Origin of the sequence: Hutsoniella sourekii ATCC 700629 (genome assembly GCF_000518205.1) — a bacterium.
Lineage (GTDB): Bacteria > Bacillota > Bacilli > Lactobacillales > Aerococcaceae > Hutsoniella > Hutsoniella sourekii.
The window spans coordinates 64,307-89,239 of sequence record NZ_JADD01000011.1 but is presented as its reverse complement, the minus strand read 5'-3'; the positions used below and the strand labels follow the sequence as shown (position 1 = coordinate 89,239).

The following is a 24,933-nucleotide window of genomic DNA, read 5'->3' as shown; positions in this document are numbered from 1 at the left end:
AAAGCCGTCTTTCAACTCAAACTCATGCGAGCTTAAGGTTTATGCGGTATTAGCTACCGTTTCCGATAGTTATCCCCCGCTAGAGGGTAGGTTTCCCACGTGTTACTCACCCGTCCGCCACTCACGTCAAGAGAAACAAGTTTCTCTGTCGGTTCGTTCGACTTGCATGTATTAGGCATGCCGCCAGCGTTCGTCCTGAGCCAGGATCAAACTCTCATGAAAGGTTTTAGTTACCGGAGTAACTAAAGTTCTTCTGAGCTTTTATGACTCATTTTGTTTGCTGACTATTTTTTAATACTGGTTAGGCTTCCAGTGTCTCGAATTTATATTCGGGTTGTGTCACCGTTTCGGTGACTCCCTACACATTTTGGTGTGTCTTTGTTCAGTTTTCAATGAGCTTTCGTTGCCCTAAGTGACAACCTCTATATTCTATCAACTCTTCAAAGCTTTGTCAAGAAGTTTTTCAACTTTTTTGAAAAAGTTTTTTGAGTTGTAAGCGCTAACCTCTCGGCTGAAGCACTTATTAGATAATAGCATCTTCCGTTTTTCTTGTCAACAACTTTTTGAAATTATTTTTAAATTTCTTTGAAGTTATTTCGAAGTTTCTGTGAAGATCGGTCGTGTTTTGACGACCTAATTAATATATCATCTTCTGTGATATCCGTCAAGCATTTTTTGAAACTTTTTAAAAGTTTTTGTTTGACGTTTGTGTGTCGTCTTAACGACAAGAAATAATATATCATCTTCACCTCTCCTCTGTCAAACTTTTTTTAAAAAAAAGAGACTTTTTTTTAAAAAGCCTCTTAAAGTCATTATTTATATGGATTAAAGTCTTTGATTGAGTTCCTCTGCTAAGTCTTCAAAGCCAGGTTTACCTAATAAGGCAAACATATTCCGTTTATAGTCTTCAACGCCTGGTTGATCAAATGGGTTCACTCCATTGATATAACCAGAGATGGCCACAGCTTTCTCGAAGAAATAGATTAACTGACCGAGTGTTTCTTCGTTCATTTCTTCTATAGAGACAATGAGGTTAGGAACTTGGCCATCAGTATGGGCTAGTAGTGTTCCTTGAAAAGCCTTAGTATTGACATAGTCAACGGTCTCTCCTTCTAAGTACTGCAAGCCATCTAGGTCTTCATCCATCTTCGGAATAGCTAGATCATGGCGTGGATTTTCCAATTTGATGACTGTCTCGAAGATATTCTTCTGGCCATCTTGAATGATTTGTCCAATTGAGTGTAAGTCAGTTGAGAAGTTTGCGGACGCTGGGAAGATTCCTTTTTGGTCTTTCCCTTCTGACTCACCATATAATTGCTTCCACCACTCACCAAAGTATTGTAGTCCTGGTTCATAGTTAACTAGAATTTCAGTATCTTTACCTTTGCGGTGCAGAATGTTTCTCATGGCAGCATATTGGTAGGCTTCATTTTCTTCTAGCTTAGCTGAACGATAAGCTTCCATTCCCTTGCGAGCTCCTGCCATTAAGGCATCCACGTCTCCGCCGGCAACTGCAATTGGCAGTAGACCTACCGCCGTTAGAACCGTAAAGCGTCCACCAATGCCATCTGGGATAATAAAACTTTCATAACCTTCCGCATCCGCTTCAGATTTAAGAGCTCCGCGCGCTTTATCCGTAGTCGCATAGATCCGCTTAACGGCTTCTTCTTTACCGTATTTTTCAATAAGTTTTTCCTTGAAAATTCTAAAGGCAATGGCTGGTTCCGTCGTGGTTCCTGATTTAGAGATCATATTGATTGAGAAATCACGGTCGCCAACTAAGTCCAATAGGTCATGGAGGTAGGAAGAAGAAATACTATTACCTGCAAAGATAACTTGAGGCATACCTTTTTCTCCAGCCTTAATATTGTAGAAACTATCATTTAGGAATTCAATTGCTGCTCTAGCACCGAGGTAAGATCCGCCAATCCCAATGACAATTAAGATATCAGAATCCGCTTTGATTTTGTCAGCTGCTCGCTTGATTCGATCAAACTCTTCCTTGTCATAAGTCTCTGGCCAATCCACCCAATCCGTAAAGTCACTACCGGGTCCCTTCTTCTCGTGCAATTGTTGGTGGGCTAATTCAATATAAGGGGCAATTTGAGTTAGCTCATGGTCACGGTAGAAATCCTTGGCAGTTTCATAATTAAACTTGACTTTCGACATAGCGATCACTCCTATTTTTTATTTTTTTGATAAATATGAAATTGATCATTCCTGATAATATTGATTCCTTCATCAATCCAATCAGGCATCTTATTAGCAATAGTTTTAAAGCCTATTTTCGGTCGTCTTTTTCTTGGTTTCTTATTCTTAGGAGGAAAAGGTGGAATATCGAGATGAATTAAGGCGCGACAAGACAAGGAAATCTTATGCGTAAATTCATCAATATCAATGATCTTAACTTTTAATTGTTGGCCTACTTCGACCTCTTCACTTAAGTCATCAATATATCCATGTCGGAACTCTGATATATGAATCAATCCTTGAGTGTCCTTATCTAAACTGACAAAGATGCCATACTTTTGAATTCCAGTGACTTCTCCTGTAAGAACGTCCCCAATCTCGTAATTATGGGTCAAAAAACCACCACCTAATGAATCGTTACAGATTCAATGACCACGTCTTCTAAAGGCTTATCCATAGCATTCGTTTCAACTTGTTCAATGGCTTCAACAATGTCCATTCCCTTGACAACTTGACCAAAGACAGTGTGACGTTGGTCTAACCAAGGCGTTCCGCCTAATTCACCGTAGGCATCAATAATAGCTTCTGGGAAGTCTGCACCCTTTAATTGACCTAACATTTGAGCGGGTACATACTTGGCTGTGACAATAAAGAATTGGCTACCGTTGGTATTAGGACCTGCATTAGCCATAGATAAGGCCCCTCTTAAGTTAAAGAGTTCCTGAGAGAATTCATCTTGGAAGCGGTCGCCATAGATACTCTCGCCTCCCATTCCAGTACCAGTTGGGTCACCCCCTTGAATCATGAAATCAGGAATAATACGGTGGAAAATAACACCATCGTAATAACCTTGCTCACTGAGATCCAAGAAATTCTTTACTGTTAATGGGGCTTGGTCTTCAAATAGGGCTAAATCAATATCGCCATGGTTAGTATGAAGTGTAACCTTGGCTTCCAGTTCACTCGTGTTTAATTGTGGATATGTATTTGTCATTTAATCATCCTAACTATTTTTTCATCTTAGTCATATTGTACCTATTTTGTTAAGATTTCTCAATTGATTCAATGGAGAATTATAGTTATTAGGCTAGTTTTTTGATATGATATGAATGTTATCAAAAATCAAAGGTTGGTTAATCAATTATGAATGTACCCTTAATTAGTTCCATACTGGCAATCCTTGTCACACAAGTCATTAAATACCCACTAGCCTTTATCTTTAATCGACATCGAGCCAACTTATCCATCATTACTGCAACAGGAGGAATGCCTAGTTCTCACTCTGCTGCCGTCAGTAGTTTGGTGACTGCCTTAATCCTGGAGTATGGCTTCAATTCGCCACTGGTAGCCATTGCTACTGTCTTTGGTGTGATTGTGATGTTTGATTCCATGGGTGTCCGTCGTCAATCTGGTGAACAAGGCATTATCTTAGATAAGTTAGCCCGAAAAGACCTGGACGACCTACAAAGGAGTAATGCTAATGACCCCTTCTCCAAACGCTACGAAGAAATGATCATTCGTAAGTACTTAGGCCACAAGCCTTCTGAAGTGATTGTTGGGGTTATTACAGGAGCTCTTGTAGCTATCCTGAGTCGACTCATGCTTGTTTAACCTACTAGAAAGGAACCATAATGAATTTATACGATATAACAATTATTGGTGCTGGCCCAGTCGGGCTATTTACCGCTTTTTATGCCGGTCTAAGACAGGCCAAAGTTAAGATTATTGATAGTTTAGAAGAAATTGGCGGCCAACCCGCCCATCTTTACCCAGAAAAATTAATCTATGATATCCCTGCCTACCCGCAAATCTCTGGCTGGGACTTAGGTCAACAACTACTCACTCAATTGGATCGATTCGATCCAACCATTTGCTTGGGGCAGGAAGTAACTTCCCTAGAAAAGCTCTCTGGTGAAGAAGGAGATTATTTCCATCTCAAGGCCGGCCAAAAAGATCATTATAGCCGTGCGGTGATTATTGCCGCTGGTAATGGCGCCTTCAGCCCCCGCAAACTAAAGATCAAGCATGCCGACCAATTCGAATCTGGCAATTTGCACTACTATGTCAATAATATTGAACAGTTCAAAGATAAGACCGTTGCGATTTGTGGTGGGGGAGATTCGGCTGTGGACTGGGCTCTTACCCTAGAAGACCTAGCAAGTAAGGTCTACCTGATCCACCGCCGTGATAAGTTTCGGGCTGTTGAATCAAGCGTGCAACAATTGATGGATTCAAGTGTCGAAATCTTAACGCCTTACACGCCTGAGGACCTGATTGGCCAAGATGGAAAAATTGACCGACTACTTCTCAAGAAGGCTCGCGCGGAGGAGACCTTAGAGCTTGAAGTGGATGACTTTATCGTTAATTATGGCTTCACTTCCTCAATTGGGGAAATTCGCCATTGGGGCTTGGAATTAGACCGTGGCGCTATTAAAGTCAACCAAAAGTTAGAAACTTCTATGGCCGGTGTCTATGCTGTTGGAGATATTGCTAATTACGATGGCAAAGTTAAAATCATTGCATCCGGTTTCGGGGAAGCACCACAAGCCGTCAATAACGCCCTTGTCTATATTGATCCAGATAATGTCCAACCAACCATGCACTCAACTAGTCTATTTTAGAGAGGAAAAAGAATGACACCTAGAGAAAATCTACTCAAAAAAAGCATCCTCCACGATCACGCTTGTCAACTATTAGCCGATCGTGGGGTAGCCCTGGAAGAAATCGCTGAGATTGTCTATCAATTACAAACGGATTATATCCCGGACTTGACCTTGGAAGACTGTCTGAAAAATGTCCATGCCGTCCTTGAAAAGCGTGAGGTACAAAATGCTGTCATTACGGGCATTGAAATTGACATGGCAGCTGAACGTGGAGAGTTCTCGAATATTCTCTGTGACCTCCTGATGCGCGATGAAGGCCTTTATGGCATTGACGAAATTCTTGTCTTATCTATTGTTAATGTCTATGGTTCCATTGGTTTAACTAACTTTGGTTACGTCGACAAGGTCAAGCCCGGAATCATCGGCCGCTTGAATGACTCCAAAGACGAGCATTGTAATACCTTTATTGATGATATTGTAGGAGCCTTAGCGGCAGCGGCCGCCAGTCGCCTCGCTCATGCCCAACCGGCTAGAGATGAAGTGAGTGATCACCCTTCTCCACACGAATCCATCGAAAATAAAACCTGTGACCACGAGTCCTCCGCACAGTAAGCCTAAGTTCTAACTGGATAGACTCATGTTGAAACTAAAAAAGTCGAATATTCTTGATAGTGCTAGCCAAGCAAGTGAGTTCATACTCCTAGCCAGCCTTACATCAAGAATATTCGACTTTTTTTAGATGACTGCCATACCTACAGATAAGATCAACTGACAGTGACTCAATAGCATAAATTGATTTTCCCTGTCTTATTTACGGTAAAATAACCAACGAATAAATAATAAGACCAGCTCATAAAATAAAATGACTACTATAAAGAGCACTAGAAAGAAAGACTGAGGAAGCACCGTAATAATGGGATCCAAGAGCGGATCAAATAGCCAGAGATCATTTCTAAAGAAAAGCTGGTGAAAGGCAATAAAAATTTGATCAAAAGCGAGGACCATGACAAAAATTAACAGCAAGGGTAAAACGACCGCAAACTGGAAAAAAGGTAGATAAGTTTTGCGGTAACGCCCCTTCTTGATCCGCTGGTTGAGCCAGACCGTCAACCAGATCAAGGCCAATGATAAGAGGCCATTTAATTGAAAGAGATGCTTGACTTCAACAAAATGCTGTTTACCCGCCGGCGAACTCGCAAAATCAGGAAGCTCAAAGACCTGCTGAAAAGGATCCAGTAAATAATGCACCATATAACGATAATTAGCCATTAGTTGACCCGCTGGTAAGCCTGCCACTTGATCTAGGGATAGTCCTTTAATAAATAAGTGATAAAGCCAAGGTGATACCAGGGTAGTAAGGATTACCGCCACTGATAAACTAGTCAAAATAAAAACAACCAAATGCCCGGCTTGTTTGACTTGCTTAGTGATCATGTAAGTGACCAATGACTGAGGTCTTCAACAACATAAGTGGCAGGAATAGGCAGGCTATCCAACTCTTCCTTCTGGGTGACGCCGGTTAGAACTAGCAAGGTATCGATGCCTGCTTGAATGCCCGCTTGAATATCAGTATGGTAATTATCCCCTACCATCAAGACCTCATCCTTGGCTAAACCAAGCTGCTCCAAGGCCCCTTCCATAATTGGAGCATGAGGTTTACCCATGACAATCGGCTCTTTCTTGCTTGCATACTGAATAAAAGCTGTTAAAGCACCTGAACTGGGTTGTAATCCCTGACTGGTTGGAATCAGATTATCCGTATTGGTCACTAGGAATTCGGCTCCATTTAAGATAGCTTGAGTCGCCTGAGACAAGTCCGCATAAGTTACTTGGCGGTTCAAAGCTTGGACGACAATATCTACCGCCGAATCATCGACCAGTTGAAAATCTGCTTCTTCTAATTGGCGCTTCAAGGACGCTTCTCCCACTACATATAACTTGGCTTTGGGATTCAAGTGATGAATATAATCAATCATAGCTTGTATAGAAGTATAGATCATATCTGGATCCACCGGTAATTGATAATCTTGACGCAACATTTGTGCGATTTCTTTATTGCTGCGGGTAGCATTATTGGTAACAAACTTAAACGGGATCTCCTGCTCAATCAATTGCTTGATAAAGGTCTCAGCGGTCGGAATCCGGTGACCACCAAAATAAGTTGTCCCATCTAAATCAATTAAATATCCCTTGTACTTACGCATAAACCTAACCTTTCTTCTTGATAATAAAGGAACCTTTGTGCTTTGTTTTAGTTCTGACCGTTTCCACTGACCGAGCGGTTTTCTTTTTGTTATCGGTGTTTATTTGGAAATGATCATGCTTGTTGGAGCGGCTACTCTCATTATTCTTACCTTTAACAGATGGCCGCTTGGAGTTGCGTTTGGCAGAGCGTTTGTTATTTTTCTTGCGCTTGGAACTCGGCTTATGGCTAGGCCCCTGTTCTAATTGCTTCAAGTAATGGTCGAGAGCTTCTGGATATTCAGCTACCGCCTGGTCTTTGCCTAGGATAAAGTAAGCACAGCCAAAGTTGCAATACTCTCTCAAATAATCAACGACATAATTGATCTGCCGGTCCTTGGACGCCTTGCGGTAGTTAATCTGATAAAAACCCCGCAGTCTTAATTGGTCATGGCCCCAGTCCCCAACAATATAATCATACTTGGAAAAATAATCATCATAACGGCCTTTAAAAGCTTCCAAGTCAAAACCCTCGCGGTAGTTAGCGACAAGTTGATAGTCTTGATCTTCAATACTCACATGGCTATCGTCCAAACGACTAATATGATAGTCCAAGTCAGACTGATTCTGGGTCAGCTCTTCAAGGGCTTTGGACAGCTCTTGGTCAATTTGATTTGTCTGTGTTTGCTTGGTCATAGTCTCCTCCAATCAATTAATCTGCCTCAAATAATGAGCGACAACGTGTCTTAAGAAATCTGGAAATAATAAATTCGCTTCTCCTCGTCGCGTCAAGACGGGAAAGAAGGACAAGAAGGTCAAATGGTCAACGGTCCCCAGCCGGTAAGTCTGATCTTTCTGGATCAGCTGTCCGCCAATGGACCATTGGTCAATCACCGGATGATAGTCCAAGCCCTTGAAGACGATCTCACCAAAGACCTTGCCTCGAAAGCCGAGTCCGCTAATCAAGGTATCCTTCAAGTCATCGGCTTGTTGGTCAACAGACTCAAGAAACTCTATTAATTCACTCCCCTTTAAGCGGACTGTTGCTAGGTGCATGGGATGGGGTAAGGCTTCATGTAGGTCATTTTCACTAATCCAACCTTGGGGTAAATCACTGAGAAATAAACCAGAATTCAAAAAAACGAGGTCGCAATCCAAGGTCTGATCGACTGCCTCTAGGGCCAGTTGGATAAAGGAATGATCTCCTTCTAAGTCTAGGGCATAATAGGCTTGACTTGAGTAGGCAATTCTCCGGTCTGCGAGGGCTTGTCTTCCTTGATTCAAATAGACCTGTCCCGCTGAATCGGGGATAGCAAATTCTTCCCTTAACTGAACCGTATCATAGGCTCTCGCTTTCAAGTCCCAACGACCGGTCACCCAATCATAATTCATGGTGACATGGCCAACAAAGTCGCCATACCGCCCACAAGCTGCTAGAAGAGACTCATTCACCCACTCGCCTTCAACCAGTAAATGATGGGTATGACCGCCAAGAATCACTTGAATTTGCGGGAATTCCTGGGCTATCTGGCGGTCCATTTGAATACCTAGATGACTCAACAAAACAATGCCGATCACATCTTCTCGAAGCTCGATTTGGTCCAGTGCCTGCCTTAAGGCGTAGAGGGGCTCTTGGATGACGTAGTGGTTTAGATGGTAGGAGGGATAAGGAGCGGTTAAGCCGATAAAGGCGACCACTTTCCCAGAAGCGACAGGTTGGTAATAAACTAACTGGCCCCACTTAGGGACCTGGTCTGTCTCGGCTAATAAGAGATTACTAATCACGAGTTGAAAGTCAGCCTCTTGATAGCGTGCCGCTAACTGATCAGGTGTGAAATTCAATCCCTCATTGTTTCCAATAGTTGCTAGATCATAATCCGCTTGATTAAATAAATCCACCATCACCTGGCCGACACTGGCTTCAACCAAAGGGTGCTGAGCATCCATGGCATCTCCGATATCGATGGTGATGACTTGTTCTCCAGCTTGGGTGAATTGATTCTGCTGCTCTTGGATAAAGGCTTGAATCACTGGCCAATTTTCAAGATGACCGTGTAAATCATTTGTATGCAGAAGATGAAGCTTCATAGCGGGCCCTCCGATTACTTGATATCTACTATTATCACAAAAAAACTAGCAACAAGCTAGTCTTAATCACCGATAAGTATAAAGGATCTAAAAGCAAAAACTGAGCAGGTCTAGCCCTACTCAGTTCCTCAAATTTAAGCTTTCTCATAGCCGACCAGAACGCCACCTGTTTCGGCATAATAGGTCACTAAATAACTAGACAAGTGGTAACTAATCTCGGCTTCAGGGAAGCGTTCCAAGATGGCTTTAGCAATCTTATCAGCAGTCTCCTTATTCTCAACATGAGTGATACTCACCTTACCACCCTTATAACCTGATTCAACCATAGAATCAACTAGAGCGCGAATGCCCCGTTTGAGTCCTCTGGATTTATGAGCCAACTCGATTGTTCCTTCGGGTGTACGAGCCCCAATAAGCAAGATATTTAACATGCCGATCATTTGACCCATAATCTTAGAAACTCGCCCGTTTTTGACCAAGTTCTGAACGCTTTGTAATAAGAAGCGTAAGTCGGTTTGTTGGCTATAGGCTTCAATCTCTTGAACCATTTGATCAAAGTCCACGCCTTCATTAGCCAGTTGACAGGCACGTTCAATGATTAAGTTGATTTCACCACTAGCACTATGAGAGTCAAGGATGTAGATATTGGCGTCTGGATTTTCTTCCAGGACCATATCGCGTCCCATCCGGGCACTGTTATAACTACCAGATAGGCTACCTGTAATCGTTACACAAAACACATTCTCAGCGCCACGAAATTCTTCTGCGTATGCATCTGGTGAAGGACAAGCACTCGATGTAGCGCCAGTCGCTTGTTGGAGAATGGTCTCAAATTCCTTGGTTGATAAGTCACCATTGTCGATATAAATTTCATTATCAACTGTTAACATCAAGGGCACAAAGCTATAAGCAACCTCTTCATTTAAGTCTGAGACTTGACGGATATCCGACCCAGAGTCGGCAATGATTTTCCATTTTTTCATGTATTCCCTCCAAATTGGATGATTTTTATTTTAGATTCATTTTATTATCTTCAGTATAGCTAATATAGACAAGCAATTCAATCATCCTAGAAGAAATACGCGCACCCTGGTTGCTAGCTTAGAAATCGTAATCGTCGTCATCCATCGCCTCAACTTCGCCCATCAAGTAGCCAGAACCTACTTGAGAGAAGAAGTCATGGTTAGAAGTCTCTGTGGATAAACCGTTCATCACCACTGGGTGTACATCCTCTGCTACTCCGTCAGGGAAGAAAGCAGGAAAGCCTAAGTTTTGCAAGGCTTTGTTGGCGTTGTATTTAACAAAGATTTTAACGTCTTCACTCCAACCCACTTGGTCATAGACGTCATGGGTATAGGCCAACTCATTCTCCATCAAGTCGAACAAGAGGCTGTACATCCAATCCCGAATCTCTGCTTGTTCCGCTTCGTCTAATTCATTGTAGGCGAGTTGGAACTTATAACCGAGGTAGGTTCCATGAACAGACTCGTCTCGAATAATTAGTTTGATAATCTCTGCCACGTTCGGCAATAAGTTATTTCCTAAGTACCATAAAGGCGTATAAAAGCCACTATAGAACAAGAAAGATTCCAAGAATACACTGGCTATTTTCTTTTGAAGGGCTGTACCATTCTGGTAGATGTCATTAATGACCTTAGCCTTGTATTGAAGGCGTTCATTATTATTGGTCCACTCGAAGATCTCATCAATCTCCTTGCTATCATTCAAGGAGATAAAGATCGTTGAATAACTCTTGGCGTGAACAGATTCCATAAATAAAATATTATTCAAAATGGCTTCTTCATGTTGAGTTCGCACGTCTTCACGCATAACATTAGCGCCTTCTTCCGATTGAAGAGTATCCAATAAGGTCAAGCCACCAAAGGCTTTATTAACTACATCTCGTTCTTCAGCCGATAAGCCACGCCAATCATCCAAGTCATTAGAAACCGGAATCCGGGTATCTAACCAGAATTGGGAGGTTAACTTTTCCCAAGTAAATTTATCAATCGCATCTTCGATTCGATTCCAATCGATCGCTTTATAATGTAAAAAAGTCATGATTCTTCCTTTCTATACCACACAAGATTCACAATCATTGGCTCCAATAATATCGCCGTCTTCGGTAAAGGTACGAACATAGTACAAGGACTTAATACCTTTACTATAGGCATAGTTACGAAGACGATTCAAGTCACGGGTTGTCATCTTAGTCGTCTTCCCTTGCTTCCATTCATAGATACCTTCAGGGATATCCGACCGCATAAACAGAGTCAAACTCATGCCTTGATCGATATGCGGTTGGGCAGCTGCATAGACATCAATGATCTTGCGTTGGTCCATATCATAAGCAGAGACATAGTAATCAATCGTCTCATTCGATAAGTAAGGTGCTGGGTAGAAGATTGCTCCTACGGTCTTTTCTTGGCGGTGCTCTACTCGTTGAGTAATTGGATGAAGTGAAGCACTCGTTTCGTTGATATAAGAGATGGAACCATTAGGGGCAATCGCTAAGCGGTTGCGGTGATACATACCAAAAGCTTGAACGTTACGAGCTAATTCTTGCCAATCTTGGCTGGTTGGCACGTGAATATTCTGGAACAAGTCTTTAATTTTGTCGTATTGGAAGTTAAATTCCTCATCAATATAAGGCTGGAAGTAACTACCATCCGCATACTTCGACTGATCAAAGTCATGGAAGACTTGCTCGCGTTCTCTAGCAATCTTATTGCTAGCTAGAATTGAATAGTAGTTAACCGTTCTAAAGTAAGCATCCACAAACTCCAAGGACTCAGGTGAACCGTATTCGATTTGATGCAAGGCTAATTGCGTATGCAGTCCCATGGCTCCTAGTCCGATGGTGTGATAAAGTTCGTTCCCCTTTTGGATGGTTGGAACTTCTTCAAGGTCTGTCTGGTCGGTGACCGTAGTAAGAGCTCTTACCGCTACTTCAATGGAATGACCAAAGTCAGGCGATTCCATCAGGTTAACGATATTAGAAGAACCTAGGTTACATGAAATATCCGTTCCCACTTCCTCATAAGATAAGTCCGCATTCAGCTTGGAAGGCTCTTGCGGTTGGAAGATCTCACTACATAAGTTGGACATAATAATTCGACCAGCCACCGGGTTAGCCCGGTTAACGGTATCGATATTAATAATGTAAGGGTAGCCAGACTCTTGTTGCAGACGAGAAATTTCTTGCTCCAATTCGCGGGCATTGATCTTTTTCTTATGGATTGCCTTATTGGCTACCATCTCGTCGTAATGTTCAGTGATGTCAATATAGGAGAAAGGTTGACCGTATTCACGCTCGACATCATAAGGACTAAAGAGGTACATCGGCTGGTTGGTCTTGATTAATTCGTAATACTTATCCGGTACAACTAAACCTAGCGATAAGGTCTTGACACGAATCTTCTCATCTGCGTTCTCCTTCTTGGTTGACAAGAAGGCATAGATATCTGGGTGGAAAACATTCAAGTAAGCCACACCAGCACCATTACGTTGGCCTAACTGATTACTATAAGAGAAGCTATCCTCCAACAACTTCATTACTGGGATTACACCAGACGAAGCATTTTCGATCTTCTTGATCGGATCGCCTGCGGCTCGTAAGTTAGACAAGTTACAGCCAACTCCCCCGCCTAGACGAGATAATTGAAGGGCTGAGTTGATTCCTCGCCCGATCGATAACATGGAATCATCAAAATCAATCAAGAAACAAGATACCAATTCGCCGCGGCGCTTCTTACCGGCATTGAGGAAGGTTGGTGTAGCGGGTTGGTAACGCTGGGTAATCATCTCTTCAGCTAAATCCATGGCCAAATCCTTGTCACCGGCTGCTAAATACAAGGCATTAAAGGCAATTCGGTCTTCATAGCGCTCCAAGTATTTCTTGTTATCATTGGTCTTAAGCGCATACTGGGTGTAAAATTTATAGGCGCCCATAAAGCTTTCAAAACGGAATTTATGCTTGTAAATCTTTTGGAATAGCCCTTTAACAAAGGCAAAATCATAGTTCTTTCCTTCGTTTTCCTTGGCTAATTCCTCACGGGGATTAATCTTGTATTGCAGCAAAACAGCCTCATCAATATAGTCTTCCCGAACCAGATAATCCAGCTTTTCTTCTAGGGTATAGAAGAAAACGGTATTCATATTAATGTTCTCCAAGAAATAAGCCCGAACGGCTTCCTTGTCTTTGTAGAGGGGAATCTGTCCGTCTACAGGTATATTGATTTGGTTATTTAGTTTAAAGTAAGAAACATCTTCTTTTTCGGTTAAGGTACGGTTAAGCAAGTTTTTTCAGCTCCTCTTCAACTTTAGCTACATCGTTCTCGCTTCCTTGAAACTCAAACATATGTAGAAGCGGGATGTGATAATCTTCAGCAATATCTTTGGCTGTAAAACAAAACAACTGGGCGAAATTACGATTACCAGACCCACAAACTCCCTTGCAATAGGAGGCGTTATCCCCATGATCTAAGAAGTCAAAGACTACTTCAACAACTTCTTCAACATAGGTAGGGACAATTAGTAAATAAGGCTGGGTCATCTTGGGTATCTCTTCGCCACTCTTTAATTCAATCGTCTGGTCACAGGCTAGCTTCTTAACAAAACGTCTAGTCTGACCGGTTAGCGAAAAGAATACAATCATAAGGAATTCACGATCTCTTGTAAGCGATCAGGTTGATAACCACTAAAAGGTTCTTCCCCTTCTACCACAACCACTGGCAAGCTAGTAAATCCTAATTGTTTAACATCGTCTATTTTATCGGTTTCGTGTGTTAGGTTGTGTTCGACAAAATCCACTTGATGGCTTTCAAGGAATTTCTTGGTGAACATACACTCGCCACAACCAACTTTACTGTAAATGGTAATTTTCTTCATTTTCTTCCTCCAATAAAATGAGCACAAGATATTGTGCTCAAACTGTTTCTATTATACTATATATTGTCTTCTTTTGGAATTCAACTAGATAATGAATATCTGTATTTAGTAATTTTCCTTAAAGCTTAGCCCGACGAACTTTATCATTAAAATTATTTTTTAATAAGAATAAGATCATCTCATTGAAGTAGGCGTGGACTACTCTGTCCGCTTCTAGGTCAATTTCATGGTCAGCTCCAGGAACCACCAGGCTCCTAGCCTTGGGAATCCCTTGACTGGCCGTATAGATCCCCTCCGCATTGACAATCTGGTCATTGCCTGAACGAATAATTAGGACCGGCTCCGTGATGGATCTTAGGGCATGCTTGTCTAATAGCTGGTGAATGGCTTCAAGGGAGGTGTTCAGCCACTGAATACTGACCCCGCGGGTGGGATATTCATAGATAGCTGACTTCAATTGGGTATAATATTCCGCCCGCTCCCCTGACTTCCCAATCTCCGGGCTAGGCAGAATATGATGTTGGTAGCCAGGAACATAGGTGTCAATCGCTGGCACTGGTTGCTGACCCAGACCAAGATTGGCTAGTTGACTATAAAGATAGGTCATTGATTCAGGAATATGCCAAGTATTGATACTAAACATCGGCGAGGATAGGATAGCTGCTTGAACCTTGCCCGGATGTTCCTGCAAATACTTAGCAACCACGGCACCACCCATGGAATGGCCAAATAAATAGGTCGCTAAGTCTTCTTTAGCCGCCATCAAATCTACCAACAAGTCAAGATCACTAACATAGGCTTCAAAGCTGGCCACATCAATTTGTCGCTCTTCTAAGTCGGTCCGTGATTCACCGTGCCCCCGTTGGTCATAGACAACTACCTGAAAGCCGGCTTGGAAGAAATAATAGACCGATTCCTGATAACGTTCCTTGAATTCATTAAAGCCATGAACCAAGATCACCCGCCCCTTGACTTGACGCGGGGTATAGACTTGGTAAACCAGAGGCCCGGGTTCTAGATCAAGTCGGTGACTGGTCTTATGGACTGCTAGTTGCTTAAGGACTTGATCCATTTGCTCTTGATAATCCTGCTCAGACAACCAATCTAGAGGAAGTAGGACCTGGTCTAGGTCCAATTCTTCTTCTTGATTATTACTGGTTAAGAGGGAATTCTTGTAACGATAATAAAGGTCATACAACAAGTAAGCACCAACTAGGATCAGGCTGGTTTGAAGCCTTCTTTTGTTTTTTGCCTGCACCTTCATCCTCCTTATGGAATCATCTATCCCTAACAATATCCCTAGTGTAAATTATTTAGCCCCTGCTTGCAACGAATTCGTTTACTCCCAACTCTCCTATTTCCAAACAAAAACCACCTAGAAATCCGTCATCACGAACTTTCCTAGGTGGTCAGTAGACTTAGTTAGTCTTGTTTAATTTTTTACAACGCCTATTCAGCGGAAGCATTAGCCAGATCAGCCACTTCCCCATTTTGTAGGTGGATCATCAAGGTAGGTTTGGTAGGGTTATGCTGGTCATCCATTGAGAAGGTTCCTGTAATTCCATCGAAATCTTTGGTGTCAGCGATGGCTTGACGAATGGCTTCACGGTCTGTTGACCCTGCACGCTCAATCGCATCAATCAAGAGCATAGCCGCATCATAACCTAGAGCAGAGAAGGTGTCAGGACGGTTACCGAATTTGGCTTCAAAATTCTTGATAAAGTCTTGAACTTGAGGATCTTCATCTTGAAGTGAGAAGTGAGTGGTATAGTAGATATCGTTAGCGTTCTCAGCTCCAGCCAATTCAATTAGGGTCTCAGAAGCGTAACCATCGCCACCCATGATTGGAGTATCCACTCCTAATTCACGTGCTTGCTTGATAATCAAGCCTGTCTCTGTATAGTAACCCGGAATATAGATCAAATCAATATCTTGACCCACTAAGTTGCTAAGCAAGGCTTGGAAATCAGTGTCTCCTGATTGGTAGGAAGCAGAACCGACAATCTCTCCGCCATTAGCTGTGAAGGTCTCAGTAAAAGAGTCCGCTAATGATAGAGAATAGTCTAAGGCTTGGTCAGTGATAATGTAAGCTTTTTTCTTACCGAGTTCGCTAGCAGCATATTTACCAGCTGCTAAACCTTGATAAGAATCCTCAAAACAGACTCTAAAGATCCAGTCCATGACATTGCCTGAATCATCCAAGGTTAGCCCATCACCGGTTGAAGCAGCAAACATATTGGGAACGCCCGCTTCATTAGTCACAGGGATTGCTGCCTTAGACACACCGGTCGCTGTCGGCCCTAAGATAGCCACAGCGTCACTGTCTGATAATCGAGTCGCAACTGAAGCTGATTCAGTTAGGTCTGAACGGTTATCGATAATTTCGGCCTTAAGTTCCTTGCCTCCTAGGATACCCCCATCCTTATTAACTTGTTCAATGGCTAGTTCCAAGGCTTGACCGGCTGGAGCTCCATAAGCTGCAGCTGCCCCAGTTAACTCCAAGTTACCACCAATCGTTACTGTCTCCTGCGCCTGAACGTTGGCTAAGGGAGTCATTAACAAACTAGCAGAAGCTAAAAACCCCATCATTCGTTTACTCAATCTCATTTCTATCGTCTCCTCTTTCTTGATTTAATAACAAAACTCCCTAGATTAAACAATCTAAGGAGTAGCTATCAAAAATGATAGGACGTATGACTCGCTTAGATTGGTTAGCATCTAAGCGAGAAGGAAATAGACCTCGTCATAGATACTTTACGTATACTAAGACGACGTTGACGTTATTATTCATGTTGTTAAAGAATAAGTTTGTCATGTCTATTTTCTCCTGTCCTTTTATTATTAAATATATATTAAAACACTCTCATTTTTTTGTCAATACTTAATCGTATTTTTATTCCACAAATTCTTCGACTTCTTCCTGGCCTTCGGCCATTTCCTCTTCCCAGGTCTCACCCTCACCAAGTGGCGTGGTAGCATTAGGACGAAGTTCGATCAAGTAAGGATCAACGATATGGAAGCCCATCTCGCGGTAGCCATCGATCATCCGCTCTAGGGCCTCACTGGTCCACGGGCGATCATGCATTAAGATATTGGCTCCCGGTCTTAAATACTCATTATCTAGAGATATCGCAGCTAGTTGGTCGCCATCTAAGTACTCATCCATCCAGTCATAGCCAAAGTTCCAAGTCATCAACTGCAGACCTAATTCGTTACAAATATTAATGGTATCCATATTAAATAAGCCAAAGGGTGGCCGGAACCAACGAACTGGAGCACCTGTGATCTCTTCAATTAACCGATTAGTTTCTTGAATTTCAGCGTACTGTTCTTCATAACTCAATTCTCTTAAATTAGCATGCGTCTGGGTATGGTTGCCAATCTCAAAGCCAAGATCATGAACCTTCTTGGTGACTTCTTGGCCTCTTGGGGATTGTAAGTACATACCATTGACCAGGAAGATCGCATTGACATCCTTGGCCTTCATCTTCTCAGCCATTTCGATAGCATAAGAATCTGGCTCGGCTGGTGCATCATCAAAAGTAAATAGAAGTACTCGGTCCGAAGAATCATTTAAAGGAAAGACCTCTGAAGAAATATCTGGATCCTCATACATGTAATAGGCGTAACCTGCCTCATCCACTTGCGCATAATCTTGATAGTTAGTCCAAGCCGGGCGCACCCCATCTTGGCGTCCAGTAAAGTCACTGGCCTCTGCTTGGTCAGGCCCTCCATCTCCTGAAGCTAACTGTTCTTCTACTGACGCTGCTTGTGATTCAAGAGACTCCTCCTCTGGTTGGGGCCCCTCCTGGCAAGCTACTAATAGCAATAATGACGACAATAAAGCAAACCGCCTCATACACTTCTTCCTTTCCTTATTAGATAATTTTTCTTGACTCAAGTAGCTCCCAATTACTTAAATTGACTGGAAGCGCTCACTATTTTCAAGATTCGTCTAAAATCCGCCAACTCTTCATCCGATAACTGGTCAAAAGCTTTGCGAATGGTTTCTGCATGACAAGGAAAGATTTCCTCAATCAAGGCACGTCCTGGGTCGGTTAAACTAGCGTATATTATTCGACGGTCTTCATCGTCTCGGTACCTTTCAACCAAGCCTTTTTCGCAAAGTTTATCAATAATGTAAGTGGTGGAACTAGAGGCGATCAAAATTTTATTTTTGATATGTTGAATACTCGTATCTCCCTTGTGATATAAGAGTTCCAAGACACCAAATTCATTGATGTTTAAGTTATAACGTTTGACATCTTCTTTCACTAATTGAGCGAGTTTATCGGCCGTTCGTCTAACACCTACGAAGGCCTTTAGTGATTCTTGTGTCCGATCCATACTCTACCCCCTTCCCTAATATGATTTATTAGAGATATTTTGAGTATAGCTTAATCCAGATCAGCTGTAAAGGACTATTCCCCTACCGCTCGGCCCCAGGCGACTAGGTCTCCTGCTTCCATATAGCCGGTCTGAATGACCTCAAATTCTTCCACTAAATCCATGGAAGTAATCGCGACCGCTATAGTTAAATCCTTCCCTGCTTGATCGATTAAAGCCAGGTCCATAAAGGCGATTTGCTCGCCTGCTTGCAGTTGGTCCCCTTCAGTAAACAAAAGCTCAAAGGGGGTGCTGGTCTCCATGGCAATGGTATTGATACCCATATGAACCAAGACTTCGAAATGATTGGCCCACTCAACAGCAAAGGCATGCCGGGTCGGCATAATAACCGATACTTTACCAGAAATCGGTGCATAGATACGTCCATTACGAGGATAAACACCATAGCCGGCGCCAAGTAAACCCTTAGAAAACACGGAATCCCTCAGCGATTCGAGCTTAACCACCCGACCTTCAGCAACGTTGAATAATTTAAATTCCATGCTCAACAGCTCCTCACTGGCCTTCCCAATTGCTTATTCTTCCTTCTTTTCTATTGTAACGGAAGCCTTTCGAGGAGTACAGATAAAACACTTCATATGAAGATAAAGTAATTTATCTAGCTGGTAAAACTGTCTCAATACGCAGGGGACCCCAAAGTGGGCGGATCACTTGAATGGCCCCAACCTGGTCGGTCGATAAATAAGGCAGGCCAATAGCATCTAAACGGTCTAGTACTTCCGGATGGGGATGCCCATAACGGTTATTCACTCCTGCAGATATGATAGCCAATTGCGCAGGATGAAATTCCAACCAGTCAGAAGAGGTCGCTGTTTGACTACCATGGTGTCCTAACTTAATTAGATTTCCCTTCCAATCGGGTCGCTGACGGATGGCGGCCTTTTCTCCTTCTTGAGATAGGTCGCCAGTGGTCACCAGGTCAAGTGGGTCCAGCTGAATACGGGTAAGGAGAGAACGGTCGTTGGAAGCTTCAGCCTCACTAATAGACCAGTCTTCCTTGAGATGGGCAATGGCTAAATTCTTAATAGTTAAAGCCTGGCCCGGCTCCAGTAAGCGGACCTGTCTGACTTGCTCTAGCTGATCCTTCACTAAATCAAAGTTAGGATGTTGCCAACTATAGCTACTAGTAATCAGATAGTCGATCGGGATCTTCTGATTTAACCGGATCAAATTCCCCATATGGTCGATATCTGGATGGCTTATAATCACACCAGTCAATCGGTCTACCCCTAAAGCTCTCAGAGCTGGCAGTAAGTGGTAATCCGCATGGGAGTGATTAATTGGGTCTTGGGCTTGGGGGTCCCAATTCATTTGGCCACCGGTATCAATGAGCCACGCTTCCTTTAAACCGGCAGGTTGGTAGAGTAAGGCGTCTCCTTGTCCGACATCTAAGAAGGTCAGGCGGCTCACTGGTTGGACATAGATCAAGACTAATAAGACAATCCCATAAGCTAGCAAGACCCCTCCCTGCTTCTTCAACTGTCTTTGAGTGGTTGCTAAGAGCCAAAGGACCGCCAATCCTAATAAAAGTATCACCATACCGTTTGCTAAATGGCCTAAACCCTGGTTGGCCCAAGCGATTAGAGATGCCTGTTCTTGGCCTAGATTGATCCCCTTATCAACAAGTTTAGACAGAAAGCTAATCGGATAAACAGCCCAGGAGCCCAAACTATAGACAGCAAGTGTAGTCATTAACATCATCGGCATGAAGATTCTCTCAAAGAAGAGGCTGACAATTAGGATAACCATGATTTGAAGAGGGTTAATGGCATGGTTGATATTAATCATCAGGGGCCAAACAAAAAGTTGGCAAGTCAGAGTCAGCCAAAAACTAGGATAAGGATAAGCCTTGAGAGTGGGAACTAGGAAGCGAATAACAAAGGTCATCAAATATGAAAGCTGAAAAGCCAAGGAAAAAGCCCATAAAGGATTGATAGCTAGTAAGACGATACCGGATAAGGACAAGAGATCCATAGCCGATAGGGGGCGGTCTAATTGCTGATTAAAAGCAGTCAACCAATAGGTCAAAAGAGACCGCATGGCGCCCGCCGGACCGCCAATGAGCCAGACATAAGCCGTTAGAACCAGCAAACTCACCTTATTCGCCCACTCGCGAACCAGCCCCAGCCGCCACATGATCACTAACAGCAACCGCCTCAAGTAATTCAAGTGAAAGCCCGATACAGCAAATAAATGAACAATCCCTAGATAGACAAAGCCTTCGTTAAACTGACGATATAATGGCGAGGATAGATTGAACAGCAACTTGTTATGTAGAGCCATCCAAGAATAATCTTGCCACTTCTTCAAAGTCTGCAAGCAATAGCGCCGAATTTGAGCTTGATAATAATCAAGATCCTCTACCCGTCTCAAGGATTGAAAGCTCTCAATCTCAATCTGCCAATAAATCCCTTGGCGAGCCAGGTAGTCTTGATAATTGAAGACATGGAAATTCCGATTCCTAGCGGGTCTTTCTACCTGACCCTTAACTTGCCAAAGATTATTGACCAGTAACGCTTCTAATTCACTACTAGTCACCGCCTCACGGTAGGAAAGCCGGACCTTAAAACTTGAATCTTGACCGGGCAAGACCAAATCAGCAGTGGCTGTTAAGCGTTCGCCTTGATAGTCAAGAGAATCTAAATCGACCACCAGTGAATAGGGAGCGACTTGGCTGGGAAAGTCATAACCCTTGGCTTGATTTAACCGCTGGTTCATCCAATAGGACCGTCCGACAAACAAGATCAGACAGCCGGTAAATAAGATCAGACTCTTCTTAGGTAATCTTACTAGACGAATCAAGAAGAGAAATGCGAATAAACAAACTCCCTTACTTGGATAAAAAACCAAAAAGCTAGCTAGGAAAAGTAACACGAAGAGCCAAAACCAATCATATTTGTAAGTTTTGAGAAAGGCCAGCAAGCAATCCCTCCTAATTAACACAAATATAATCCTTCAGCTTTTCAAAAGTTTTAACCCCGATACCGGATACCTCCTGAATCGCCTCAATCGTCTGGAAGCTTCCTTGTTCCTGGCGGTAGGAAATGATGGTTTGAGCCTTGGCAGGGCCGATACCAGGAATCGTCTCCAGCAAAGCCTGGTCAGCTGTATTGATATTAACCAAGTTCTCCTCGGTGGAGACTCCCAAGTCACCCATAGGCAATGGACCTGCTTGTAAGGGAACAGTGTCACTTGGCTGTTCTAGACCATTCACCTGGTCTTGCCATTCCGCTTGATCCATCACATAAACCAGCATCTGATCTTCCAAACGTTGAGCCAGATTTATGGACAAGCTCGCTGCTTCTGGTAATAGGCCACCGGCTTGGTCAACCAGATCGAAAAGACGACTTTCCGCCGGCATCTCATAAACCCCCGGTTGACGGACGGCTCCCTTAATATCGACATAGATCGACCGCGATTCCTCCAGACTGGACGCTTCCCCCTCAGGGCTTGACGCTTCTTCTTCAACAGCTATCTCTGATTCAAACTGCCAATCTTGACTAGGACTTGAATCTAAATTAAGGATAAATAGAACAGGAATCAATAAGATCAACCACCAATAGGCGGGACGCTGATTCCATAAGTCTTGCCATTTTACTTGCATAGCCTTCCTCCTTTTGATCTCTCATTATATAAATACACATTATTTAGTGATTTACATTTTTATTTTCCAAAATTCTTCATTTTGGTGAGAGACACGCTAGAAAATTCAATCAACTCTTTGTAAGGAGTAGGAATTAGGTCCCGAAGAAAAAAGAACCCTCTGCCAGAGGGCAAGAGGTTTCATAGTCTTGCCCGTCCGACAGAGGGTCTAATATATAAATGAATGGCCTTGACCAACAGGTCGCCTAGTCGCTGAACTTAGCTTGGATAGCCTGTTCGACAGCAGGCGGAACCATCTGAGAGATATCTCCATGAAAATGGGCAATTTCCTTGATCAGACTAGAACTCAAGAAACGATAATTATCGGCCGCATACAGGATAACGGTCTCCAAGTCTGCTGCTTGCTGGCGGTTACCAGAAGCAATGGTGAATTCATACTCATAATCAGTTGTATTCCTAACACCACGCACCAGGGCCGTTGCTCCTACTTTTTTGAAGTAATTAGCGACAAGACCATCCTTTAGAACGTCCACTCTGACATTATCTAGATGGGCAACCGCTTCTTGAACAAGGGCCACTCGCTCATCTTCAGCAAAGAGTGCCTTCTTATTAGTATTGACAGCCACTAAGACGATTAACTCATCAAACAAACGACTGGCTCGTGCAATGAGATCCAGGTGACCGTTGGTTAACGGGTCAAAGCTCCCCGGAAAGATCCCAATTTTAGGGGTCATCTTATTCCTCCTCTTGATAAATATTAATTTTTGTGATGCCGTACAGCTTGCTCTTATAAAGCTGGAACTTATCAATGGATGCCGGCAAGTCTATTGCCTTATCCAACTCGCAAATAATCCGACAACCACTGGCTAATAAGCCTTGTTCTTCAAGCCAGGCTATATCTTTTGCAATGGTTTCCTTGGCATAAGGAGGATCTAAGAAAACCGCATCAAAACACTGATCGGGATTAGCAACCTGCCATTTCAACAAGGACTTGTAGCTGTCTCCTTTTAATAAGGTGAAGCGTTCTAATTCACGCGTCATCTCCAGGTTAGCTTGGATAGTTGCTTGAGCTGGACGGTAGCGCTCGCACAAGACCGCATGGTCAAAGCCGCGAGATACTGCTTCAATCGCAATCGCCCCACTACCGGCATACATGTCCAAAAAGAGCTTTCCCTGCAAATTTTGACCCAATAAATTAAAGATAGCTTCCTTAATCTTATCGGTTGTTGGTCGGGTATTCTTGCCTGGGACGGCCTTCAGGGGACGGCTTCCATATTTACCACAAACGACTCTCATCCACTGACTCCTCCTGGCTACCGGTTTGCTTCAAGGACTCGGCAATCTCTTCAAAGAAATCACCCTGATCTTCATTGGAAAAATAGACCGAATCGCCCATTTGCTGAGTTAATTCAGGCAAGACCTGGGAGAAGTCCATCTCTACCTCTTCTTGGTAAGAAGGTTCCACTGCTCGGACATAGTGTAAGCCTTCAATTTCTTTGATCACTTGATCAACTTGTGGATGGTCGGTATACATAACCGCATACTTCATCTTCTGGCTCACGTAATGAACATAGCCAAAAGATCTTAAATTTTTTGTGTTCTTAGTGGAATAAAGCCAGACAATGAGCTTCTTACGATTCATTGAATCCACTACCATTTAATCACCCTCCTCACGTGAATAAACCAAACTAACCTGGTGCTTAGGTGTTGATGCTGGGCTGGCAAACTTCATCGCCAAGAATAAGGCCAAGAGGTTAACCAACATACTGGTTCCCCCATAGCTTACAAAGGGTAGGGTCACTCCAGTTAGAGGAACTAGACCCAAGACACCTCCAATATTAGCAAAGGTCTGAACAAAAAATAAACTTGCCACCCCAACAATTACGAAACGCCCAAAACGGTCATTGCTAGGACGTGCGGCTAACATTAATAAGCGAACGATCAAGGCCAAGAGTAAGCCCAGAACTACCACGCCACCGATAAAACCTAGTTCTTCGACAATATTAGCGAAAATATAGTCATTATGGATTGATGGAATAAAGCCCGCTGACCCCAGCTTAGCTTGACCTTGGCCAATACCTTGACCAAACCAGCCGCCACGACTAAAGGCTAAATAACCATTAACAATTTGAAAGCCTTCATCTTGAGCCACTTCAAAGGGATCGATAAAGGCAATAATCCGCTGGACTAGGTGCATACCTCTTAAACTTGATTGCTTCAAAAAGTCAAAAACCGGTTGGCCCAGACTATTACCAAACAAGAATAAGCCCATCAAAACAGCTAGGGTCGTTAAGGTCCAGCGCTTGGAGTTCATAAAGACTAGAAACATTAAAAGTAACATGCCCAAGATAATCGCCGTCATACCCAGATCGGGTTGAATAAAAATCAGGACGCCATTAATCACCATCAGAAATCCTAGGGCTAATATATAGTTGACCTGCCCTACTTCCTTGGAGAGAATCCGTTCTCTTAAAATATGGTCAAAGATCCAAGCCCAACTCAAGCAAAAGCCAATCTTAGCAAATTCACTAGGCTGAAAACTAAGACTAGCGATCGGTGGCAGCCAGGCCCTAGCCCCATTGACCTCTTGACCAAAGAAATGCACGACAACAAGTAGGACCATCAATACAGTCAAACCCACCATCAACAGATGAGGGTTTCGGTACCAAGAGTCCGGGATCAAGCTGGCTAAGATACCGATAATCACCCCAACTATAATCATTAAATAGTGGTTCATCATGGTTCCTAAAGGATCTGGCTGACTCCCTCCATCCGGTGCATAAAACATGGTGGCACTAAAAACCATTAGTAGGCCGATTAAGAGAAGCAGAGTCACAATCATTAAAAGCGGCCGATCCCAAGAAGAGATTAGTCGACTCAGTGAAGGACCTTGCCAGTTAGTACCTGAATCATGACCCTTGCGTTTCAACTTCATCCAAAGCCCCCTTTATCTATAATTAAGCTTTATTAT

26 protein-coding genes and 1 rRNA gene are annotated in these 24,933 nt (G+C 43.0%); 3 read left to right on the top strand and 24 right to left on the bottom strand.

The genetic code is table 11. The annotated features are described in order from the left end of the window. From T408_RS0103105 to T408_RS0103090, 4 genes are all read right to left on the bottom strand, one after another. A 16S ribosomal RNA gene (locus tag T408_RS0103105) occupies positions 1-222 on the bottom strand; the annotation flags it as partial. 603 nt (positions 223-825) lie between these two features. Beyond that, on the bottom strand, positions 826-2,169 hold the full coding sequence (locus T408_RS0103100; protein ID WP_028118649.1) for a glucose-6-phosphate isomerase: 1,344 nt from the start codon (positions 2,167-2,169) through the stop codon (positions 826-828). An 11-nt stretch (positions 2,170-2,180) separates the two neighbouring features. Next, entirely contained in the window at positions 2,181-2,585 is a 405-nt protein-coding gene (locus T408_RS0103095; RefSeq protein WP_028118648.1) for a CvfD/Ygs/GSP13 family RNA-binding post-transcriptional regulator, read from the bottom strand. Between the two features lie 11 nt (positions 2,586-2,596). Beyond that, entirely contained in the window at positions 2,597-3,184 is a 588-nt protein-coding gene (locus T408_RS0103090; protein ID WP_028118647.1) for a peptidylprolyl isomerase, read from the bottom strand. A gap of 149 nt (positions 3,185-3,333) precedes the next feature. Here T408_RS0103090 and T408_RS0103085 point away from each other — a divergent pair, with 149 nt between their 5' ends. Genes T408_RS0103085 through T408_RS10705 form a run of 3 tightly spaced genes read left to right on the top strand, consistent with a single transcriptional unit; the run spans position 3,334 to position 5,405 of the window. Beyond that, on the top strand, positions 3,334-3,801 hold the full coding sequence (locus T408_RS0103085; RefSeq protein ID WP_028118646.1) for a divergent PAP2 family protein: 468 nt from the start codon (positions 3,334-3,336) through the stop codon (positions 3,799-3,801). A gap of 20 nt (positions 3,802-3,821) precedes the next feature. Next, on the top strand, positions 3,822-4,811 hold the full coding sequence (locus T408_RS0103080) for an NAD(P)/FAD-dependent oxidoreductase (protein ID WP_035419944.1): 990 nt from the start codon (positions 3,822-3,824) through the stop codon (positions 4,809-4,811). Between the two features lie 12 nt (positions 4,812-4,823). Continuing rightward, entirely contained in the window at positions 4,824-5,405 is a 582-nt protein-coding gene (locus T408_RS10705; RefSeq protein ID WP_051444763.1) for a phosphatidylglycerophosphatase A family protein, read from the top strand. Between the two features lie 195 nt (positions 5,406-5,600). On the opposite strand, the gene T408_RS0103070 is transcribed toward T408_RS10705, so the two are convergent. The 20 genes from T408_RS0103070 to T408_RS0102970 form a co-directional block, all read right to left on the bottom strand. Further along, positions 5,601-6,239, bottom strand: coding sequence for a TIGR01906 family membrane protein (locus tag T408_RS0103070; RefSeq protein ID WP_028118644.1), 639 nt, complete (start codon positions 6,237-6,239; stop codon positions 5,601-5,603). After that, a complete protein-coding gene (locus tag T408_RS0103065; RefSeq protein WP_028118643.1) occupies positions 6,224-6,997 on the bottom strand; it encodes a TIGR01457 family HAD-type hydrolase in 774 nt (257 codons plus the stop codon). Before T408_RS0103065 ends, T408_RS0103070 begins: the two co-directional genes overlap by 16 nt. Before the next feature lie 4 nt (positions 6,998-7,001). After that, complete coding sequence (locus T408_RS11675; protein ID WP_051444762.1) at positions 7,002-7,670, bottom strand: YutD family protein; 669 nt, start codon at positions 7,668-7,670, stop codon at positions 7,002-7,004. A 12-nt stretch (positions 7,671-7,682) separates the two neighbouring features. Beyond that, complete coding sequence (locus T408_RS0103055; RefSeq protein ID WP_035419939.1) at positions 7,683-9,062, bottom strand: bifunctional metallophosphatase/5'-nucleotidase; 1,380 nt, start codon at positions 9,060-9,062, stop codon at positions 7,683-7,685. A gap of 134 nt (positions 9,063-9,196) precedes the next feature. Next, complete coding sequence (locus tag T408_RS0103050) at positions 9,197-10,045, bottom strand: DegV family protein (protein ID WP_028118641.1); 849 nt, start codon at positions 10,043-10,045, stop codon at positions 9,197-9,199. A gap of 118 nt (positions 10,046-10,163) precedes the next feature. Then, complete coding sequence (nrdF, locus tag T408_RS0103045; protein ID WP_028118640.1) at positions 10,164-11,123, bottom strand: class 1b ribonucleoside-diphosphate reductase subunit beta; 960 nt, start codon at positions 11,121-11,123, stop codon at positions 10,164-10,166. Between the two features lie 12 nt (positions 11,124-11,135). Further along, complete coding sequence (nrdE, locus tag T408_RS10695) at positions 11,136-13,361, bottom strand: class 1b ribonucleoside-diphosphate reductase subunit alpha (protein ID WP_035419937.1); 2,226 nt, start codon at positions 13,359-13,361, stop codon at positions 11,136-11,138. Next, positions 13,354-13,719: a class Ib ribonucleoside-diphosphate reductase assembly flavoprotein NrdI gene (gene nrdI, locus T408_RS0103030; protein ID WP_028118639.1), complete on the bottom strand. Its 366-nt coding sequence runs from the start codon at positions 13,717-13,719 to the stop codon at positions 13,354-13,356. Before nrdI ends, nrdE begins: the two co-directional genes overlap by 8 nt. Next, positions 13,716-13,952, bottom strand: coding sequence for a glutaredoxin domain-containing protein (locus T408_RS0103025; protein WP_028118638.1), 237 nt, complete (start codon positions 13,950-13,952; stop codon positions 13,716-13,718). Before T408_RS0103025 ends, nrdI begins: the two co-directional genes overlap by 4 nt. Positions 13,953-14,070: 118 nt before the next feature. Then, positions 14,071-15,210, bottom strand: a complete 1,140-nt coding sequence (locus tag T408_RS0103020) for an alpha/beta fold hydrolase (protein WP_028118637.1) — start codon at positions 15,208-15,210, stop codon at positions 14,071-14,073. A 191-nt stretch (positions 15,211-15,401) separates the two neighbouring features. Continuing rightward, the gene (locus T408_RS0103015; RefSeq protein WP_035419933.1) at positions 15,402-16,559 is read right to left on the bottom strand and encodes an ABC transporter substrate-binding protein; all 1,158 of its coding nucleotides are present in this window, start codon (positions 16,557-16,559) and stop codon (positions 15,402-15,404) included. Between the two features lie 286 nt (positions 16,560-16,845). Beyond that, positions 16,846-17,811 (bottom strand): polysaccharide deacetylase family protein, encoded by a 966-nt coding sequence (locus tag T408_RS10690; RefSeq protein ID WP_084543885.1) that lies wholly within the window; start codon positions 17,809-17,811, stop codon positions 16,846-16,848. 53 nt (positions 17,812-17,864) lie between these two features. Beyond that, the gene (locus T408_RS0103005; protein WP_028118635.1) at positions 17,865-18,299 is read right to left on the bottom strand and encodes a MarR family winged helix-turn-helix transcriptional regulator; all 435 of its coding nucleotides are present in this window, start codon (positions 18,297-18,299) and stop codon (positions 17,865-17,867) included. Between the two features lie 74 nt (positions 18,300-18,373). After that, complete coding sequence (locus T408_RS10685; RefSeq protein ID WP_035419931.1) at positions 18,374-18,841, bottom strand: PTS sugar transporter subunit IIA; 468 nt, start codon at positions 18,839-18,841, stop codon at positions 18,374-18,376. 112 nt (positions 18,842-18,953) lie between these two features. After that, a complete protein-coding gene (locus tag T408_RS0102995; RefSeq protein ID WP_028118634.1) occupies positions 18,954-21,281 on the bottom strand; it encodes a DNA internalization-related competence protein ComEC/Rec2 in 2,328 nt (775 codons plus the stop codon). A 10-nt stretch (positions 21,282-21,291) separates the two neighbouring features. Beyond that, positions 21,292-21,963, bottom strand: a complete 672-nt coding sequence (locus T408_RS0102990; RefSeq protein WP_028118633.1) for a ComEA family DNA-binding protein — start codon at positions 21,961-21,963, stop codon at positions 21,292-21,294. A gap of 244 nt (positions 21,964-22,207) precedes the next feature. After that, positions 22,208-22,696: a pantetheine-phosphate adenylyltransferase gene (gene coaD, locus T408_RS0102985; protein ID WP_028118632.1), complete on the bottom strand. Its 489-nt coding sequence runs from the start codon at positions 22,694-22,696 to the stop codon at positions 22,208-22,210. 1 nt (position 22,697) lies between these two features. Beyond that, positions 22,698-23,258: a 16S rRNA (guanine(966)-N(2))-methyltransferase RsmD gene (gene rsmD, locus T408_RS0102980; protein ID WP_028118631.1), complete on the bottom strand. Its 561-nt coding sequence runs from the start codon at positions 23,256-23,258 to the stop codon at positions 22,698-22,700. Then, on the bottom strand, positions 23,239-23,619 hold the full coding sequence (locus tag T408_RS11670) for a YlbG family protein (RefSeq protein WP_051444760.1): 381 nt from the start codon (positions 23,617-23,619) through the stop codon (positions 23,239-23,241). Before T408_RS11670 ends, rsmD begins: the two co-directional genes overlap by 20 nt. Beyond that, the gene (locus T408_RS0102970; protein ID WP_028118630.1) at positions 23,620-24,897 is read right to left on the bottom strand and encodes an FtsW/RodA/SpoVE family cell cycle protein; all 1,278 of its coding nucleotides are present in this window, start codon (positions 24,895-24,897) and stop codon (positions 23,620-23,622) included. Between the last annotated feature and the right edge of the window lie 36 nt (positions 24,898-24,933).